Origin of the sequence: Methanolobus sp. WCC1 (assembly GCF_045690315.1) — an archaeon.
Lineage (GTDB): Archaea > Halobacteriota > Methanosarcinia > Methanosarcinales > Methanosarcinaceae > Methanolobus > Methanolobus tindarius.
The window spans coordinates 2,653,574-2,672,071 of record NZ_CP146979.1 but is presented as its reverse complement, the minus strand read 5'-3'; the positions used below and the strand labels follow the sequence as shown (position 1 = coordinate 2,672,071).

The 18,498-nt window shown below is 40.3% G+C and carries 19 protein-coding genes; 9 read left to right on the top strand and 10 right to left on the bottom strand.

All coding sequences use genetic code 11. The annotated features are described in order from the left end of the window. Position 1: 1 nt before the first annotated feature. From V7O61_RS12625 to V7O61_RS12605, 5 genes are all read right to left on the bottom strand, one after another. On the bottom strand, positions 2-538 hold the full coding sequence (locus V7O61_RS12625; protein ID WP_407281583.1) for a GNAT family N-acetyltransferase: 537 nt from the start codon (positions 536-538) through the stop codon (positions 2-4). A gap of 53 nt (positions 539-591) precedes the next feature. Beyond that, on the bottom strand, positions 592-822 hold the full coding sequence (locus V7O61_RS12620) for a hypothetical protein (protein WP_023845631.1): 231 nt from the start codon (positions 820-822) through the stop codon (positions 592-594). 15 nt (positions 823-837) lie between these two features. Further along, positions 838-3,606 (bottom strand): heavy metal translocating P-type ATPase, encoded by a 2,769-nt coding sequence (locus V7O61_RS12615; protein ID WP_407281584.1) that lies wholly within the window; start codon positions 3,604-3,606, stop codon positions 838-840. 40 nt (positions 3,607-3,646) lie between these two features. Further along, entirely contained in the window at positions 3,647-3,856 is a 210-nt protein-coding gene (locus tag V7O61_RS12610; RefSeq protein ID WP_023845633.1) for a heavy-metal-associated domain-containing protein, read from the bottom strand. Positions 3,857-3,931: 75 nt separating this feature from the next. After that, positions 3,932-4,954 carry a restriction endonuclease gene (locus tag V7O61_RS12605; protein WP_407281585.1) on the bottom strand — a complete coding sequence of 341 codons (1,023 nt, stop codon included), beginning with the start codon at positions 4,952-4,954 and terminating at the stop codon, positions 3,932-3,934. Positions 4,955-5,197: 243 nt separating this feature from the next. On the opposite strand from V7O61_RS12605, the gene trxA reads away from it, so the two are divergent. Next, positions 5,198-5,590 carry a thioredoxin gene (trxA, locus tag V7O61_RS12600; protein WP_407281586.1) on the top strand — a complete coding sequence of 131 codons (393 nt, stop codon included), beginning with the start codon at positions 5,198-5,200 and terminating at the stop codon, positions 5,588-5,590. Between the two features lie 9 nt (positions 5,591-5,599). Continuing rightward, entirely contained in the window at positions 5,600-7,036 is a 1,437-nt protein-coding gene (locus tag V7O61_RS12595) for a methanogenesis marker 14 protein (protein ID WP_407281587.1), read from the top strand. Positions 7,037-7,505: 469 nt separating this feature from the next. Here the strand turns inward: V7O61_RS12595 and polX are convergent, their stop codons facing one another. Continuing rightward, on the bottom strand, positions 7,506-9,236 hold the full coding sequence (polX, locus tag V7O61_RS12590) for a DNA polymerase/3'-5' exonuclease PolX (RefSeq protein ID WP_407281588.1): 1,731 nt from the start codon (positions 9,234-9,236) through the stop codon (positions 7,506-7,508). Positions 9,237-9,250: 14 nt separating this feature from the next. Continuing rightward, positions 9,251-9,919 carry a DUF166 domain-containing protein gene (locus tag V7O61_RS12585; RefSeq protein ID WP_407281589.1) on the bottom strand — a complete coding sequence of 223 codons (669 nt, stop codon included), beginning with the start codon at positions 9,917-9,919 and terminating at the stop codon, positions 9,251-9,253. A gap of 156 nt (positions 9,920-10,075) precedes the next feature. Here V7O61_RS12585 and V7O61_RS12580 point away from each other — a divergent pair, with 156 nt between their 5' ends. The 4 genes from V7O61_RS12580 to V7O61_RS12565 all read left to right on the top strand — a co-directional run bounded on the left by V7O61_RS12580 (position 10,076) and on the right by V7O61_RS12565 (position 11,449). Continuing rightward, the gene (locus tag V7O61_RS12580) at positions 10,076-10,204 is read left to right on the top strand and encodes a hypothetical protein (RefSeq protein ID WP_023845639.1); all 129 of its coding nucleotides are present in this window, start codon (positions 10,076-10,078) and stop codon (positions 10,202-10,204) included. A gap of 68 nt (positions 10,205-10,272) precedes the next feature. Further along, complete coding sequence (gene tmk / locus V7O61_RS12575; protein WP_407283395.1) at positions 10,273-10,878, top strand: dTMP kinase; 606 nt, start codon at positions 10,273-10,275, stop codon at positions 10,876-10,878. A gap of 71 nt (positions 10,879-10,949) precedes the next feature. After that, a complete protein-coding gene (locus tag V7O61_RS12570; RefSeq protein ID WP_023845641.1) occupies positions 10,950-11,186 on the top strand; it encodes a hypothetical protein in 237 nt (78 codons plus the stop codon). Then, positions 11,186-11,449 carry a type II toxin-antitoxin system RelE/ParE family toxin gene (locus V7O61_RS12565; protein ID WP_023845642.1) on the top strand — a complete coding sequence of 88 codons (264 nt, stop codon included), beginning with the start codon at positions 11,186-11,188 and terminating at the stop codon, positions 11,447-11,449. The genes V7O61_RS12570 and V7O61_RS12565 overlap by 1 nt, the downstream gene beginning before the upstream one ends. Before the next feature lie 52 nt (positions 11,450-11,501). On the opposite strand, the gene V7O61_RS12560 is transcribed toward V7O61_RS12565, so the two are convergent. Then, positions 11,502-11,738: a hypothetical protein gene (locus tag V7O61_RS12560; RefSeq protein WP_048135356.1), complete on the bottom strand. Its 237-nt coding sequence runs from the start codon at positions 11,736-11,738 to the stop codon at positions 11,502-11,504. Positions 11,739-11,888: 150 nt separating this feature from the next. Next, positions 11,889-12,599 (bottom strand): HisA/HisF-related TIM barrel protein, encoded by a 711-nt coding sequence (locus V7O61_RS12555; RefSeq protein WP_023845644.1) that lies wholly within the window; start codon positions 12,597-12,599, stop codon positions 11,889-11,891. 46 nt (positions 12,600-12,645) lie between these two features. On the opposite strand from V7O61_RS12555, the gene V7O61_RS12550 reads away from it, so the two are divergent. The 3 genes from V7O61_RS12550 to V7O61_RS12540 all read left to right on the top strand — a co-directional run bounded on the left by V7O61_RS12550 (position 12,646) and on the right by V7O61_RS12540 (position 16,674). Beyond that, positions 12,646-13,344 (top strand): (5-formylfuran-3-yl)methyl phosphate synthase, encoded by a 699-nt coding sequence (locus V7O61_RS12550; protein ID WP_407281590.1) that lies wholly within the window; start codon positions 12,646-12,648, stop codon positions 13,342-13,344. 98 nt (positions 13,345-13,442) lie between these two features. Beyond that, entirely contained in the window at positions 13,443-14,258 is an 816-nt protein-coding gene (locus V7O61_RS12545) for a hypothetical protein (RefSeq protein WP_407281591.1), read from the top strand. A gap of 184 nt (positions 14,259-14,442) precedes the next feature. Beyond that, positions 14,443-16,674: a CDC48 family AAA ATPase gene (locus V7O61_RS12540; protein WP_407281592.1), complete on the top strand. Its 2,232-nt coding sequence runs from the start codon at positions 14,443-14,445 to the stop codon at positions 16,672-16,674. A 69-nt stretch (positions 16,675-16,743) separates the two neighbouring features. Here the strand turns inward: V7O61_RS12540 and V7O61_RS12535 are convergent, their stop codons facing one another. Then, a complete protein-coding gene (locus V7O61_RS12535) occupies positions 16,744-18,489 on the bottom strand; it encodes a hypothetical protein (protein WP_407281593.1) in 1,746 nt (581 codons plus the stop codon). Positions 18,490-18,498 lie beyond the last annotated feature (9 nt).

The following is an 18,498-nucleotide window of genomic DNA, read 5'->3' as shown; positions in this document are numbered from 1 at the left end:
ATCATGGTTTAGTTTCAAATTCGTCTTTTAGAATGGCATAGATGCAGTCATCCTGCACAACACCATTTTTGATAATACTGTTTTTAAGAATGGCTTCACACCTGAAACTTGCTTTTTCAAGCACCCGTCTTGAACCCATGTTCCTGGCAAACGGGAGTGCATAAATTCTGATCACATCATAATTCTCAAACAGGTATTTTACAAAGCATCTGACCGCCTTTGCCATTATTCCCTTTCCCCAGTATTCTTCAGCCAGATAATATCCTATTTCTGCATTCATCCGGTGCACATTCTCCTTGAAGTATGCACCAATGCTGCCTATGACGACACCATTCATCTCAATAGCCAAATGCAGGTAAGTGGGATCTTCTTTCCTGGAATGTGAAATGAATTGTTTTGCATCCTCAATTGAATATGGATAAGGAAATCCATCATTAAGATTATCCACTATCTTCTTGTTGTTTGCCATAGATGCAAGTCTTTCTGCATCTTTATTTTCCCAGTTCCTCAAAATAATGTCATCTGCGATAATCTGCATTTCATTTTAAATCAATGGGATTATTCTATAAAAAAACTGATGAGGGCAAGATTTTATTTCATCTTTTTCTCAATAATCCCCGGCCAGACTGAAGCCGCTACGATCATACTGAGAATAAAAACGAATATCATGCCAGCAATAATGTCAACCTGGCTGTACAGTGCAACATCTCTCGAGCTATTCACTGCAAAGGAGAGCAATGAAAAGATAACAACAAGCACAAGTGAAGAGGCAAAGCTGGCAATAAAAGCATACTTTCCTTTATTCTCTGCAATAATTTCCATATTTTCCTCTCCTCCTCATTTAATCCTGCTTCTCTTCATAAGCAGTGAATTAGTCGTAACCGATACTGAACTCATAGCCATAAAAGCTGCTGCCAGTTCAGGAGTTATCACGATCTTTGCGATGAATGGATAAAGCAGCCCTGCTGCAAGGGGTATTCCAATACTGTTGTAACCTAAAGCCCAGAACAGATTCTGTTTTATTTTGTTCATTGTCAGACGACTAAGTCTAATGGATGCCAGCACATCCCTGAGATCGTTCTTTATCAGAACTATCTGTGCAGATTCCATTGCAATATCAGTTCCTGCTCCCATGGCAATACCAATGTCCGACTGCGTTAGTGCAGGTGCATCATTGATACCATCGCCAACCATTGCAACAATTCTGCCTTCATCCTGAAGCTTTTTAATTTCTGAAGCCTTATCTCCGGGAAGAACCTCTGAGAGCACTCTCTTAATTCCGAGTTGTGATGCAATGGCGTCGGCAGTTCTGCGGTTGTCACCGGTTATCATTACAACTTCAATGTTCATCTTCTGAAGTTTCTCGACAGCTTCCTTAGAGTTCTCTTTGAGCGTATCCGCAACGGCGACAAGTCCGATTACGTTGTCTTCTGTTGCAACTATCATGGCAGTCTTGCCTTCAGATTCAAGCTTTTCCATATTTTCATTGATGGAAGACACATCAATTCCATTGTCTTCCATGAGCTTGCGGGTTCCTAGCAAAATCCTGCTTCCTTGAATTGTAGCTTCAACTCCATGTCCTGCAATTGAATTGAAATGTTCAACGCTTTTCAGGGAAAGTTGCTTATCTTCGGCAGCTTTTACAATTGCTTCTCCCAGTGGATGCTCAGAGCCTTTCTCGGCACTTGCTGCGATAGAAAGAACTTCATTTTCATTATGTTCTGAAGTAATTATGACATCCGTGAGTTCCGGCTTGCCTTTTGTGAGTGTGCCGGTTTTATCAAACACAATAGTGTCTATCTTCAGTGTCGTTTCAAGGGCTTCTCCGCCTTTGATAAGAATACCATTCTCGGCACCTTTTCCAGTACCAACCATGATAGCGGCAGGAGTTGCAAGTCCAACGGCACATGGGCATGAGATTACAAGCACTGTGATTGAAATTAGCAGTGAGAACAGGAAAGGACTTTCGATTCCTGAATTAATAGCAGCATTAAATGCTTCATATCCAATGAAATACCAGAAGAAGAATGCTGCAAGTGCGATAATATGAACAACAAGAATAAAGTGGCCAGCGACAACATCGGCAATACGCTGTATGGGTGCCTTTGAGTTCTGGGCATTTTCCACAAGTTCGATGATTCTTGCAAGGGCAGTATCTGCACCCACATTTGTTGCCCTGAATTTAAGAGCTCCTGACTTGTTGATAGTAGAACCGATAACCATGTCCTCAACATTTTTCTCAACAGGTATACTCTCTCCTGTTATCATTGATTCATCAATTGCAGAAGACCCTTCTATAACAACACCATCAACGGGAATCTTCTCTCCTGGCCTGACAAAAACAATGTCATCAACTTGAACATCCTCAACGGGAATTTCCTTTTCCTCACCTGCAACTATGATGCGTGCTGTCTTTGCCTGCAGGCCAATGAGCTTCTTGATGGATTCAGATGTCCTTCCTTTTGCCCTTGCTTCAAGGTATCTGCCAAGGGTTATGAAAGTGATGAGCATCACAGCTGTGTCATAGTACACATGCTCGTAACCAGGACCAAGGTTCAGGTAGGTTGCTGCAATGCTGATTACATAAGCAGCACCGGTTCCGGTGGCAATGAGCAGGTTCATGTCAGTGACACCGTGTTTCAGGCCTTTGTAGGTTCCAACGAAGAACTGTCTTCCCGGGAAGACCATTACAATAGTTGCAAGCAGGAACAGCAGGTTCTTGTCTGAAAAGAAATCAGGTACAAATCCAAAGTATGCCGGGAACATGTTGCTCATGTTTCCAAGCATTATTGGAATAAGAATAACAATTGATATCAACAGGTTGTTTCTCTGGCTACGTATCTCTTTTTCTCTTTCTTTTCGTTCCCTGTCTTCAGCTTCATGCCGGTCAGCCGGCAAAGAGGCAGTGTATCCTATGCCTTCAATGGCTTTCCTCATCTCATCAACTGAAACAAGTGATGAATTGTACTCAATCTGTGCCCTTCCGGTTGTGATATTCACATTTGTGGAACTAACACCTTTCAACCGCTTGAGAACTTTCTCTACATTCTGAGAGCAGGCTGCACATTTCATGCCTCCAACTTCGAGAACTATCCTATCCCTGACAACATGGTAACCAATTCCATCTATGGCTTGTTCCATATCTTCAAGCGTGACAAGTACGGGGTCATAGCTTACGGATGCTCTTTCCATTGGTAGGTTTACTGAAGCCGATGCCACACCATCAAGCTTTTTCAATGTCTTTTCTACATTCTGTGAACAGGCAGAACATTGCATTCCTGATACTTTGAATGCAATTTCCTCAACAGATCCGGGTTCGTGTTTGCTTTCTTCCGGCTCCTCATCCTCTATTATGATAGGACACGCAGCTTCATCATCAGAATCCTGGACTGTGCAGGTATCTTCCCCAACTTCATATCCTGCGGCTGTAATTGCCTGTTTTATTTCATCCAGACCAATTGTTTCCGGATTGAAATCAACAGAAGCATTCTCATCTTCAAGGCTGACTTCTACTGAGTTCACACCTTCAAGTGACATTATTGCATCACTGACACGTTTGTGACAATGCATGCACATCATGCCATAGACTTTGATAGTAGCTTTCATTTGTTAAAAAGAAAAAGGGTTATTATGTGATTTTCAATTCTCAGGCTACAACGGTGTAACCGGCATCTGTGACGACTGCCTTTATGGCATCAAGACTTACAATATCAGGGTCAAAGGTTACTGTTGCCTGCTTTGCTGCAAGGTCAACTTTCACTTCGCTGACACCTGTTACAGATCCAACGGATTTCTCCACATTTGCCTGGCAATGTCCGCACATCATTCCTTCGATTTTGATAACTTCTGTTGTCATAGTTTTTGAATCTCCTACATTTTGTAAGGAGTGCTAAATATATATGTTTCACGCTTGTGAAGTATCTGCCCTCCTTCAGACAGTTCTCACACATCGTTCTATTAGTTCTTTCCATTTTGCAGGATTTTCAACCATCAGAGAATGCTTCCTCATGTTCCCGGAATCTTCTGAAATAATAAGCTGTTCTTTTTTCAGGAATCCTCCCTTCAGTTCCACACCAACTATTTTTTTGTTAGATATATCAAGCTCTGTGTTTCCTGAAATATCAAGGACAATAAGACGTTTATTAGTGAGCAATGTAAGCTCTGTCCCGTTTCTGGATGAAATGATAAGATGTTCTCCTCTGACGTATTCTGGACGCATACTTTCCAGTGTTTCCTCAATTACCTGAATTTCTCTGGAACTCAGGGGATACAGTTTCAGTTTCTTGTTTCCAGTTACAAGAATAATCCTGCCGGGTTCACAATGCATGCCTAAAAGGTTTTTAAGTTCTATTCGCTCCTCGATATCAGAACGTTTTGAGAAAAGACCGGTGCTTACCCTCTTCAAAAATATATTCTTGTTTGTGATGCTAAGGATGAGTTTCTCATTTCCCAGTATTACAGCTTCATTGGCAAGAACCTGTTCTCCTTTCTTAAGAATTGCTCCTGCATTATTTTCTTCATTTTTTGGAGATGAATTATTCTCATGATGTAACCCGGAATTTGCACATTCATCCGTCAGGTAATGGTTCAGCATTTCCGTAAGCAGATAGCCATCAATGAGTTTGAGGTTGTGTTGTTCTGCTTCTTCAATAGCTTCTTTAGTAAAAGAAGAGCTTGTAACAATTATGACACCGTCAACATGGTCACGATACCTGATGCTGCTGTATTCCCTGATGTCTTTTACGCCAACCGGGTTGCTGTATCTTTTTGCCTGAACGTTCCATGTGTGTACGAGTCCGAAATTCTCTATTCGGATTACCAGATCAATTCCTTTGTCCCTGGAATATTGGGTAAGTTCGGTATGGTATCCCATTTTGGAGAAAAGTTGTGAGAGCAGAACCTCAAAGTCCTGCGGGTCGGTTTCAAGCAGATGTTCAACAGTCCATTTAGCCATGGTTCCATCCTTAATTATTTCTGATTAGCCTGTTAGTCTAATTTATCTATTTTATTGTTAAATATCTATCTTTTGAATGTTTATTCATTTTCTTCTGTCCAATCCGGTATTGTTGAGTTATTGCACAACCATGCAAATGCTTAAATGCATTGAAGGTAGATGGTAGGAAGAATTAAAACTTCTATATTAAATCATGTCTACAGTTAAATATCTGTAAATTATATTATTCAAAGGGTGAATCGTATGGATGATATAGAATCTATCAGGCAGAAAAGAATGCAGCAACTGCAAGAGTCTCTGGAAAAGAAGGAGTTTCCTTCAGATCCTGTAACAATAAATGATGTTTCCTTTAATGAATTCGTATCGAAATATCCGCTCGTTCTTGTGGACTGCTGGGCACCCTGGTGTGGTCCATGCCGCATGCTTTCCCCGGTTCTTGATGAGCTGGCAACTGAAATGCAGGGAAAGGTTGTGTTTGGAAAGCTGAACGTGGACGAGGAAAAAATGACGGCTGTTAAGTTTGGAATCACAAGTATTCCTGCAATGTTGATTTTCAAAAACGGGGAATATGTCGATAAACTTATAGGCGCCGTCCCAAAACAAAATATCATCCAGAAACTTCAGCCTTACATCTGAGGGATATAAATGTCACATAAACCAAGAATTGCAGAAAGTCCTTCTGTCCGTTTACTTGACTTAAAGGACAAATCAAAATCATATTTCATTGTAGCGTCGGTGGAAGTAGGTAACACCACCACAAAGTGCATCCTTACCGCAACTAACCTGGAAGATGGTAAGACCAGGCTTGTTAAAAAATCAGTTAGCATGACAAGGGATGTGAGGCCTCCAAAGCCGGAAGAAGAAGTGTTCGGAAAGACACTTAATGGAGTTGAACTTACAAGGGAGTCTGTTTCCGAATTGGTTCGGGACACTTTACTTGGTGTTGTGAAAGAAGCCAACCTTGACATTAAGACTGACGTTCATTTCGTAGTCCGCTCAACTGGTGTTGTAGCGGGTTTTGATTCACCTGATGAGGTTGGAGAATTCATCAAGGCATTGGCAGACGGGTGTCTTCTGGCAGGTGTTCCACCAAACCGAATGACCCCTCCAATGTCAATATCAAATATTCCTGACAGGTTCCAGAAATATTCCAAACTTGAGAAGGTCATATTTGATGGTGCAGTGGCAAGTGTAACTCCTCCTGTTGGTGCAACAGGTGTTGAGATTGTTGCGAATGAAATGGAAGGAGAGCTTGCAACAGCCGGAATCAAGGAAGGTGCAAAGTGGGTGGATGTTGATTTCCGCAACCCCTGTTTATCCATGGACTTCGGTACAACTCTTGATGGCAGGATTATCAGCCCTGACCTTCCGTATGCTAAAACCATAGGAAACTTCTGTGGCTATGCAGGTGCAATTCCTGATACCATTATTAAAGGAACCGGAATGGTAGATTCTAAAAAAGGTACTGCTCTTGATATTTTCGATGGTAAGTCACTTGATGGTATTGCACTGAAACTAAAAAGCAAGGTCATACACGAATATGCTGAAAAGATACTGAGCTATATTGTTATTGAGAAAGTGCCAAAAGGCCGTACAAGATATGGTAGTGTACCGGTCAATTCCGAAGCTGCCGATGCAATCAATGTTGTCCTCATCGGTTGCGATGTAGGAGAGAATGGTACTGATCTTGACAAACTTGCAGCGCTTGGTGCTGAGATATATGAAAAGCACAATGTTAAAGTCCTGTTCGCAGTTATTGACGAAGTAATGGCACGTGTTGTCCAGCGCCTTGTAAAGGTAGCACAGGATGAAGGTCTTGTTTACGAAGATAGTGCAATAGGTATCACAGGAAGGGCAGGTATTACAGGAAACAAGCCAAAGCTTATACTCAAGTATTTGCACGATCTTGGCATCAATAATAAGATAGAAGAGCATGTGGTCTTTGTAGATGATGGTCTTGCACGTGGTGCAGCCGTAATGGCAAGATGTATGAATTCCCTTGGAACGACCTTCAATCCTCTTGGTGGACACAGGGGTGGAAAATGTATTCTTGCACAGCGTATTAAACTACAGAATAAGTAATCATCAGAATAAGAATATGGATTGGCAGGTTTCCCTGCCATTTGATATTTGAAATTAATTTCCAAGCGGCTTTGAAAACAGCCTGGTTTAAATACAGCTTCAATCTAAAATCTCAACTTAATTTTCAAGCTCTTCTTTTTTGCTGCCTTTTGCTCTCTTTTTGGAACTCGATCTCATGTTTTTTCATAGATCTTTCATGCCTGTTGGGTTTTGTACCTTTCAAAATTGCACCTCATAAACAGTTACAGTGATGCGTTTAACTACCGGCTAAGCATTAAGCCCGGAAATTGAAAATAGCCTGTAAACCTTTACTTTTTAGCAATTCTACCTCTTTCAGTATTTATCAAAAATAGATTTGCACAAGAGGAATTTATATTTTTTGTTTTCTTCTGTAAATGGAGAAGTGGCAATACAATTTATATATTTATTCCAGAATTAATATGCAAAAAATTGCATTCGCTATCTCAAATCATTCTTTAGGAATGTCAAGTCTGGAACAAATTTGTTTAAGGCTCATAGTATTGAGCACGTCATCAGGTTCAACCCATGCCCTTCTTGCCATATTTATCCCATATTCAATGTTATCCAGTTGTTCAATTGCATGAGTATCAGTATTGATGGCAAGCATTACACCATGCTCTTTTGCTCGCTTTGCATTAATGTCGTTGAGGTCAAGTCTCCAGGGAGATGAGTTTATTTCAAGGATTTTTTCATTATCCTTTGCAGTCTGAATCACCGTTTCCATATCAACATCATAAGGTGGTCTCTTTCCAAACTTTCTTCCGGTTGGATGTGCCATTATATCCACATGTTCATTTTCAAGGGCAGAAACTATTCTTTTTGTCATCTTCTTCCTGTCCTGCTCAAGTCCTGCATGAACCGCAACAACCACAATATCGAGCTGCTCCAGCAGTTCATTATTGTAATCCAGCTTACCATCTGCCTTAATATCGCACTCGGTTCCCGAAAGAATTCTTATCTCCTCGTATTTTTCATTGAGCCTGTCAATGGCATCGATATGTTCAAGCAATCTCTTATCAGACAGGCCATTGGCCACACCTGTTGAGTGTGAATGGTCAGTGATTGCGATATATTCATATCCTCTCTGAATAGCAGCTTCTGCAAGCTCTTCCATGGTGTTGGCACCGTCACTCCAGTTTGAGTGTATGTGAAAGTCTCCTTTGATATCCTTTCTTTCGATAAGCTTCGGAAGTTTTCCTCTGAGAGCAGCTTCGACTTCTCCCCTGTCCCCACGAAGTTCAGGTGGCAGGTATTCAAGACCCAGTTCATCGTACAGTTTCTCTTCACTACTGAATTTTGTGAGTTCACCTGAATTCTCATCGGTCAATCCATATTCATTCAGACTGTATCCTTTTGATAGTGCAAGCTTTCTGAGATGGATGTTATGATCTTTTGAACCTGTGAAATGTTGCAGCATTGAGCCATAGGAATCTTTCTTTACAACTCTAAGATCAACATGGAAATTTCCCGGATACATAATTGATGCTTTAGTTATTCCCGATTCCAGTATTTCTTCAACCTTCTCAATTTCAGTAAAATAGCTGATTGCTTTCTCTGGTTCTTCGGAGATAGCTATAAGGTCAATGTCACCGACCGTATCCTTCTTTCTTCGAAGGCTGCCGGCAATTGCAACCTTTTCAATATCAGGGCTCAAGTTTAGAATATCTGTAATTTCCTTTGCTACTTCCTTTGCCAGCACGTAAGGATGTCTTCCGTGATCTTTATCCTCTTTTTGTCTGGCAATTGAGCGCAGTATTTTCTCTTCCTGCTTTTCTCCCATGCGTGGAAGTCTTCTTATTCTATGTTCCCTTGCAGCCCTGCTGAGTTCGTCAACGGTCTGAACACCCAGTTTCTCATAAAACAATCGTGCAGTTTTAGGCCCAATTCCGGGGATTTTCATTATTTCAATGATTCCTGCGGGAATCTCATCCATTGTTCTCTCATAAGCTTCAAAAGTTCCGGTTTCAAGCATTTCAATTATTTTGCTTTTGAGAATCTTCCCAATTCCGGGGATGTCTTCAAGGCTTCCTTCTTTGTTAAGTACCTGAAGCTCCTCATCAAGTCCTTTGATTGTGCGTGCTGCATTTGTGTAGGCTCGTGTCTTGAACTGGCTTTCACCTTTGAATTCAAGCATTTTCGCCATATGGTTGAACTTTTCAGCTATCCGGATGTTGTCCATGTTATCCCGTTGGATTATTTTTCTCTCTTTCTTTTAATGGCATCTTCAACGGCTTTTTTGTGAATATCGCCTGATTCGTGGATGCCACCCATGCCGCCCCGTACAGCCCTGCATGGATATTGCTGTATCAGAAGTCCGGCTCTGGCAGGTGCATCTTCTACTTTTGTTCCCACAAGTTCTTTTGCCATGTGCCATGTGCTTCCACAGGGTGCCCCGCATAATACTTTGACCGAACTGATTATACCTTTATCGATGTCAACCTCAAGTTCTGGTATTGACAGGTATTTGCAGAGTTCTTCTGTTTCAGGTTCAGACTCAAGGGTGCAGCAAATGTCTTCCACTTCTATGAGCATTCCATATTTTTTCGCTAATCCTTCTAGTTCCACAACAGGTGCTTTAGAGGCTCCTCCTGGAATTATCAGGGCTTTAACACCTGTTTTTCCTGCCATGTGTGCTATTGCAACCGTAAGGTCGGGGTGAAGGGAGTAAGTTATCACGATATTGGAATCAAATACGGAAGTGTCTATGTTGAGTCCTTTCAGGAATTCCTCGGGCTCGTCTATGAAATCAGGCAGCAGTTCAGGTACTGCTGTCTGGACTACTTTGAGGTCGGTTTTTGAGAGTATAGTCTCAATGAGCCTGTTTCCGTATTTTCCTCTGGTTATTACTCCGATGGTGGTCATTTTTTATCTCTAAAAAGTTTACTTCCTTTGCATATATTCCTGCCGGAACATGTACCAGTGATTATTTCGGGAAGATACATGTCCGGGATGCATGCAGTATTATATGACCGATTAGTATATTTATTATGATAAAACATATTTCCATGAGGTTTGATTATGGACGAATACGACCCGAATAAAGTTTATTTCAGATGCAATACTTGCGAGTTCTTATTTATGGAAGACCCTTCTCTGTTCCCTGTGAGATGTCCACAGTGCGGTAGTGAGGATGTTGTAAGGACCTGATTTGTCTGGTAACTTCTCATCTGGAACAAATTCTAAATAGTATTCCTTTGCTTTCATTGTTGATGTCAATGAAAGGTAAACTCATTACTCTGGAAGGTATTGATGGCTCCGGTAAATCCACTATAACAGAGCGTCTGCGCTCTAATCCTGAGTTTAAGGATTTTGTTTTCACAAGAGAGCCAACCACCGGCTGGATAGGTGATGCCGTAAACCGTGCTATCCATTCGGATACAGACGACCTTGCAGAGCTTTTGCTTTTCACCGCAGATCATGCGGAACATATTTCAAAACTTATCCTGCCTGCACTTGAAAATGGCCAGAATGTTATCTCTGACAGGTATTCAGGAAGCAGGTATGCATATCAGGCTGTGACGCTTAAAGACAAGTTCCCTGAGCCAATGGAATGGATACAGCAGATACACCACGGCTGGACAGTTGACCCAGATCTTACAGTTCTTTTTGATATTGATCCGGAAATATCAGTTGAGAGGTGTGGTAACCGTGGTGAGCAAACCAAATTTGAGAAGATAGATTTCCTGGAGGAAGTACGGGCAAATTACCTGAAGTTTGCAGAAGCACATCCTAAAAGGTTTGTTATTATCAATACCGATAGAGCTGTGGATGAGATTGAGAAGGATGTTCTGGATGCGATTCACTCATTGATTGAAGGATAATTTTCAATCTTTTTTTGTTTTCTTTGAATAAGGATCATCAATATATAGTATACTTGCGTATACTGCAGTATATGTCAGCAGCTACGACCATAAAGATAGACCCTCAACTGAAAGATGACCTTGACAGATTGAAATTATTTCCTCGGGAAACGTATAACGATGTAGTCTCACGTCTGGTTGATATGGCATATGATTCTGAACCCATTAGTGATGATACAATAAGAAGGATCGAAGAATCACTTGAAGACTTCAAGCGTGGAAAATACTACACGCAAGAAGAAGTCGAGGCTGAGTTGGGGCTTAGGTAATGTATACTATCCTGTACTCTACCGGAGCACTGAAGGATATTAAAAATCTCCCGGCAGATATTGCGCAAAAGATAGTATTGTCTATCAAGGAAATCAGCGATAACCCAAAATCGCATGTTAAGAAGCTTAAAGGCTTTCCTAAATCGCCTTTGTATTCACTAAGGGTCGGTGACTATCGTGCAATAATGAGTATCGAGGATGATAAGCTGGTTGTGTTTGTTATTGAGGTTGGGCATCGGAGCAAAATCTACCGCAAGTATTGAACTAACTCTAATAAACGAAAGAAAAAAGTAAAAAATGGAGTAACCGTTAGGGTTACTCAAGTCCGTTCTCATCAGCGAATTTGATGAGAGCTTCTCCAAGAGTTCTTGTGTATTTTGGGTTGAGGTTGAAACGTGATTTTTTCTGTCCGCCTCTTTCCTTTGCGATCTCTATGTATTCGTTCTCGTATCTCTCGCTTGTTGCAAGTGTGATGGTCAGGAACCAGCCTGCTCCCATCTTAATTTCTCCATAGTTCTCGCCAATATCTATATTTTCTTCGTTGTCTGCCATGATTACACCGATAATCAAAATTGAATTAAAATTTAAATCTGAATTCAATAATCTAAATTGAACTTTAGTTCAGATTATTTTTATTTGTATATAATATTACTCTGAAAATCGTAAAAGGTGGATAGCTTGAAGTGTTTGATATATTATAACTTACTGCCTGACCATTTCCAGCGGAATTGAGCCGTTATGCAGGGCTGTTGCCACAAGTGCGCCCTTTATTCCGATATCTTCCAGAGTTTTAATGTCTCCTACGTTGCTTACACCGCCACCAAGGAGTACATTGTGCCTTGAGATAGAAACGATTTTACTTAAGAATTGTGAATCCACGCCGCTTGCGGTTCCTACTCTGTCAAGGTCGAGGATTATGATATCTGCAAGTTCGTAGTCGTTGAGGAGTTCTACGATCTTGAATGGGTCATCGGGCATATTCGGGTCGTTGGTGAGTATCCTGCCGTGCTTCTTGTCGATGCTGACGCTGATTCTTCCGGGGTAGAGGGAGCTTGCCTCTTTTATTGTTTCAAGTGAGGAGGTCTCGGTTCCAAGGATTACGGTTTGCACAATTTCCATTACATCTTCGGTTTCCGCGACTGAGCTTATTCCGGGGTCGAGCATTACTTTTGCTGATTCTGCAACGGCCTGTATGATGTCGAAGTTCTTTTCCCTCTTTCCGATTTTCTCAAGCAGGTTGAGGTCTGCGATGTAGACTTCTGCCGGTTTTACGGTGTCTACTATCTGTGTTGCATCGGATGTGTTGCATATGTGACTTGAAAAGTGGATGGGCTTGTATTCACTACGGTTACCACCCTGCGCATGGACTACTGTCTTGTTGAATATGTCGAGAACGAAGATGATACGAAACATATATAATTGATACATCTGTCATGCTATAAAAAAAGAGGTTAAAAAGATGAAATTACTTATCAGTCCGATCAACCCAGAAGAGGCAATTGCAGCATACGAAGGTGGTGCTGACATTGTTGATGTGAAGAATCCTAAAGAAGGTTCACTTGGTGCAAACTTCCCGTGGATTATTAGCTCTGTAAAGGAGTCTATTAATTCCGGCAAACCGATAAGCGCGACTATAGGTGATTTTAACTTCAAGCCGGGAACTGCATCCCTTGCGGCACTTGGCGCAGCAGTTGCAGGTGCAGATTATATAAAGGTCGGTCTTTATGATGTCCAGACCGAAGAGCAGGCTCTTGAAATGCTTACTAACATCACAAAGGCTGTAAAGAATTACGATTCTACAAAGAAGGTTGTCGCATCAGGTTATTCTGACTATGAGCGTATCAATTCCATCAACCCACAGCTCCTTCCAGCTATCGGCGCAAAGGCAGGCGTTGATGTTGTGATGGTCGACACAGGTATCAAGGACGGACGCTCAACCTTTGAGTTTATGGACGAGGAAGAGCTTACAAAGTTTACAACAGCTATCCGCAAGGAAGGACTTCTTTCCGCACTTGCCGGAACCCTCAAGTTCGAGGACCTTCCAGTTCTTAAGCGCATCCAGCCTGACATCATTGGTGTTCGCGGCATGGTATGTGGCGGCGACAGGACTTCCTGCATCAAGGCAGAACTTGTCGAGAAACTTAGAAACGAGATGTAACTTCGGTTACTTCTTACCTATTTTTACCTTGCTTTTATATACTACAATCTACATGTTAATTTATTAACTGTTAACACTAGTTAGGTTGGATTTTATTAATGGCAATTGTCTCCGATTTCACTCATATTGTTGAATCATTACCTTCAAATCCTTGGATTAGTTTTTTAAGTATAATACTTGCTGTTCTCAGTATTCTTGTAACCGTTTTTATTTATATCAAATCTAAAAGAGAAAAAAAGCCACTTTATTCTAGCAAAAGTAATAATATATTTCAAGGTTTAAGTGGAAAATTTAAGCCACTAAAAATTCATTTTAATGAGGATTCTATTGGAGATTTAACAGTTACTAAGATTTGTTTTTGGAATGGTGGAAAGGAAACAATAAATTCTCACGATATTCCAACTTCTTCTCCTTTAAAATTGACATCAACTGGTGACTATAAGATTTTGGATGCTAATATTCTTGAAATATCAAACAAATCTAACAATTTTAGATGTTCTTTATCGAGTGACTTGTCTGAAGTTCCTTTGTTTTTTGATTATATTGATAAGAATGATGGTGTAGTAATTCAGTTAATGCATACTGGTAAGTCTGGTGATGATATTATATTTGAAGGCATCGTTAAGGGTTCGGGTACTCCTGCTTACAAAAAACTTCCCGACATGAATCCTTATGTGAAAGTACCTTTTATAGGAAATTTACCTTTATCTGTCAGGTTTCAACAATATGCTGTTAGTATTTTGACTCTACTTTTTGTAATATGGTTTGATATCTCACTGGTTCTAAAAAGTCAATTTCTGATAGGTGATATTATCTTTTTTGGCTTTAGCAACTTAGTCCTTATCTATTTTTCTTATTATATTCTTCAAAATTTGAGTCCTGGCGACTTCACATCCTTTTATGAAGACGATTGAGTATTTCCACTCTAACATTGATTTGAAAATGATAATTTAGAATCATTAGAATTTCATGTTACTATAAACGTACTCATCACATATCCTCAAAAACCCCAGAAACGTTAAATCATACTTCTGCTGAATATATTATTGATGACGACCGTCGATACCGTATTCAAAAACAGTCCTGTGGTGATATGGCTTGACAGATGAAATAACTGTAAAAGTAGGTCAGGCTTATCCAAGGGATGCAGGCAGGGGAATTGCCAGGCTCGATAAGACTCTCATGCAAAAGATCGGTGCCATAAGCGGCGATATAATTGAGATCAAGAGCAAGGAGAAATGCTATGCGATAGTCTGGCCGGGTTATCTTGAAGATGCAGGCAAGGACGTTGTACGCATAGACGGTAACCTGCGTAATAATGCCAAAGTAGGTATCGATGACACAGTTTCACTCAAAAAAGTGCAGGTCGTGGAAGCAGAAGCTATCACCCTTGCACCGACCAGGGAAACTCACCTTGTAGGCGGAGCACGTTTCATACTCAGGATACTGGAAGGTCGTCCAGTTGCAAAAGGACAAAACATCCGTGTCGAGACAGTGAACAACCCAATCTCTTTTGTCGTACTCTCCACCAAGCCATCAGGTCCGGTTGTAGTGACCCGCAACACCCAGATAAACCTGCGCGAGAAAGCCGCCATAGCAGAATCAGCCGCAGGTCAGGTCACGTATGAGGATATCGGAGGTCTGCAACGTGAACTCGGACTTGTGCGTGAGATGATAGAACTCCCACTCAAGCACCCGGAACTATTCAACAAACTCGGCATCGACCCACCAAAAGGAGTATTGCTCTTCGGTCCTCCGGGAACAGGAAAGACCATGATCGCAAGGGCAGTTGCCAGCGAAACCGATGCAAATTTCATATCCGTAAGCGGACCTGAGATAGTCTCCAAATACTACGGTGAGAGCGAGCAGAAGCTCCGAGAGATATTCGAGGAAGCCCAGCGTAACGCTCCAACTATCATTTTCGTTGACGAGATAGATTCCATAGCTCCAAAACGAGATGAGGTAGTAGGGGAAATGGAGCGCAGGATAGTCGCTCAGCTACTCTCCCTCATGGACGGACTTGCATCCAGAGGCAAGGTCATAGTCATAGCCGCCACCAACCGTCCAAATTCCATTGATGAAGCCCTGCGTCGAGGAGGAAGATTTGACCGTGAAATAGAGGTGGGAATTCCTGATTCAGACGGAAGGCTGCAAATACTCTATGTTCACACAAGAGGTATGCCTCTAGAAAAAGACCTTGAGCTAAAGGAAATAGCAGCAGTAACTCACGGTTTTGTAGGTGCTGACCTCTCATCCCTGTGTAAAGAGGCTGCAATGCACGCCCTCAGGAGACTTCTTCCGGAACTTAAGATCGATGACGTTGAAGATGAGATTCCGCCGGAGTTCATGGAAAAGCTGGAAGTCACCAGAAAGGACTTCGATGAAGCCCTTAAAAACATCGAACCATCGGCCATGCGTGAGGTTTTCGTGGAAGTACCTCATGTGAAATGGGATGACATCGGCGGCCTTGAAGGAGCAAAACAGGAACTGTCAGAAGCGGTTGAATGGCCTCTGAAATATCCTGCTCTCTTTGAGACCGTAAACACCAAACCACCAAGAGGAATCATGCTCTTCGGTCCTCCAGGAACAGGAAAGACCATGCTTGCAAAAGCTGTTGCTACAGAAAGCGAGGCAAACTTCATCAGTATCAAAGGACCGGAACTCCTCAGTCGCTACGTTGGAGAATCCGAGCGAGCAGTGCGTGAAACCTTCAGAAAAGCAAGGCAGGCTGCACCAACAATAATATTCTTCGATGAAATAGATTCAATGGCATCAGAACGTGGTTCAAGTGTGGATGCACATGCAACTGAGCGTGTTGTAAGCCAGATTCTCACAGAGATAGATGGAGTCGAAGAACTCAAGGATGTAGTTATAGTCGCAGCCACCAACCGTCCTGATATTGTAGATCCTGCGCTTCTGCGCCCGGGAAGATTTGACCGCCTGATATACGTCCGTCCTCCTGACAAGCAGAGCCGTGAAAAGATATTTAATATCCACCTTGCCGACAAGCCTCTTGCAAAAGACGTAGACGTGGAAGAGCTTGCAGAAATAACCGAAGGTTACGTTGGTGCTGATTTGGAATCCATCTGTCGTGAAGCTTCAATGCTGGCTCTGCGTGAAGTGATAACTCCAGGTCTCAGTCAGGAAGAGGCTCTCAAAAAAGCAGAAGGCATCAAGATTACTTACGACCACTTCCTCAAATCCAAAAGCCGTGTAAAACCAACAACATCACGCAGTGCTATGAATTTCTATGAGCAGGCTGCCGAATCATTTGCAATGTATGCAGCTAACGAGGAAGAAAAGGATATTGATGAAAGGGCGTATCAGTGAAAAGTTAACTCTTTAGTTAATGTAGAATCTACCATTTCCTCTTTTTTTATTCATTTAGTTCCATAGCCATCATTTATTTAGCGTTGAATTTATTATCTGCATTTTTATAGATGAAGTAATGGGGAATACATTATTTTCTATCACATTCCAATTTGCATATGTCCAAAATATAGCACAAGCAGCAAGCAGTATTAAAAGCACTCCTAAATTTACATAATATTCTCGGTTGAATATGCAATCGTTTATTGTTTCTCCTAAATCCTCTATATCTCCAGCATTTAAATAGCGGTTGAAATAGCTTTCATATTTACTTTGATGTTTTTGACTTTCATAATAGAGCACTTTGATTGTATGCAATCTATATATTGAAAATAGAATGAATAATCCTAATAGGAAAGGCACAATTAACATGTATTCATCAATCAATGTTTCATCTACTTTAGCAATTAATCCTATTATAAATACAAGAATAAAACCAATAATTTTAAAAAAAGTGCTGCTTAACGTTTCACTTAAATTTGAATTGAATTTTATTATTTCTTTGTTCTGATTAAACCTATAATTTATCAGTTGCTCTTTAAAAGCTATAAAATCATCAACCCTTTCTCTAATATATAGGTTATATTCTGAACTAGCAGAGTTAATGATGTCTTTTATATGGGTTAATATATCAATATAAGTTCTGGAATAAATCGATATTACTTTTTTGGCTATAAGGACTTTTGTTTCGTCAATTTCTTCTGTATTCATCAATCCAAAAGTTTTCAAGTAGAAGTGATATAATTCCTCGATTTGAGTTATATAATCGTTGAATTTTATTGTGTTTCCATTGATATTGTATTTTAAATACTTTCTATTATCAAAAGTAAACTCGCTGTATACGGTTCTTTTACTGTTAATTCTTAACTTGCAAGAGCTTTCAGTAAATTCCATTGAATCTGAAAAAGATATGTACAAATTGAATAACAATGCTGGATAAAATAGAGCTTTTAAGTTATCAATACAACTATCCGATTTCAGAAAATCGAAATATTGAGGGGGTATGAAAAAATCATCGTTTATTCCTGCGATAAGTTTTCCCAATTTATCCCTGTACGAAACTATATCTTTCTTCGATGATTTTACGTAATCTTCGATTAGAGATTTATTTTCAATAGCTTCTTCTAGATCAAAGGTTGCAAAGTAATTACCAAAACAATTGGAATTTAATCCTTCGATTAAGATTAATGTATTTAACTTGTCATTCAGCAATGTTTTTTTCAAATCTTTGAAGGATAATTCTCCCATATACTTTTCAAAATTTGGGAATGACAAAAATATGATTATATTGTATTCTTCCAATGAAGGTTCTGAGAATTTGGATACAATAATATTCTTTTCAAATGAAAAGGAGATACTAACTGAATTAGTTTCACTGTAATTGATATATTCTTCTATTATTTTCTCAATCTCATCCAAATGCATTGGTTTTGAATTTTCATGCGCTTCTCGGCATTTTTGCAATTCAAGTATCAACTGTTCGTTCGCAAAAATATTTTCCAATTCAATTTCGGATTCAATCTCAAAACTATGGATAATTACTCTCTCTTTACTATATATGTTTAGTTCAAGTTCAAATCCACTTTCTTTATGCTCAATTTGATATGCAAAGTGCATTTTGAAGTCATGATGTTGACTACTTAAATCTAAAACAATATTATTTAACTTTTTGAGTTCTTCAATATTGTTAATGTTTTTATGATTAATAGAAAAACTAGTAGGTGATTCTTCTCCCCATTCTAAATAGTTTCTCACAAAGTTATCATAAATCGTCATCAATACATT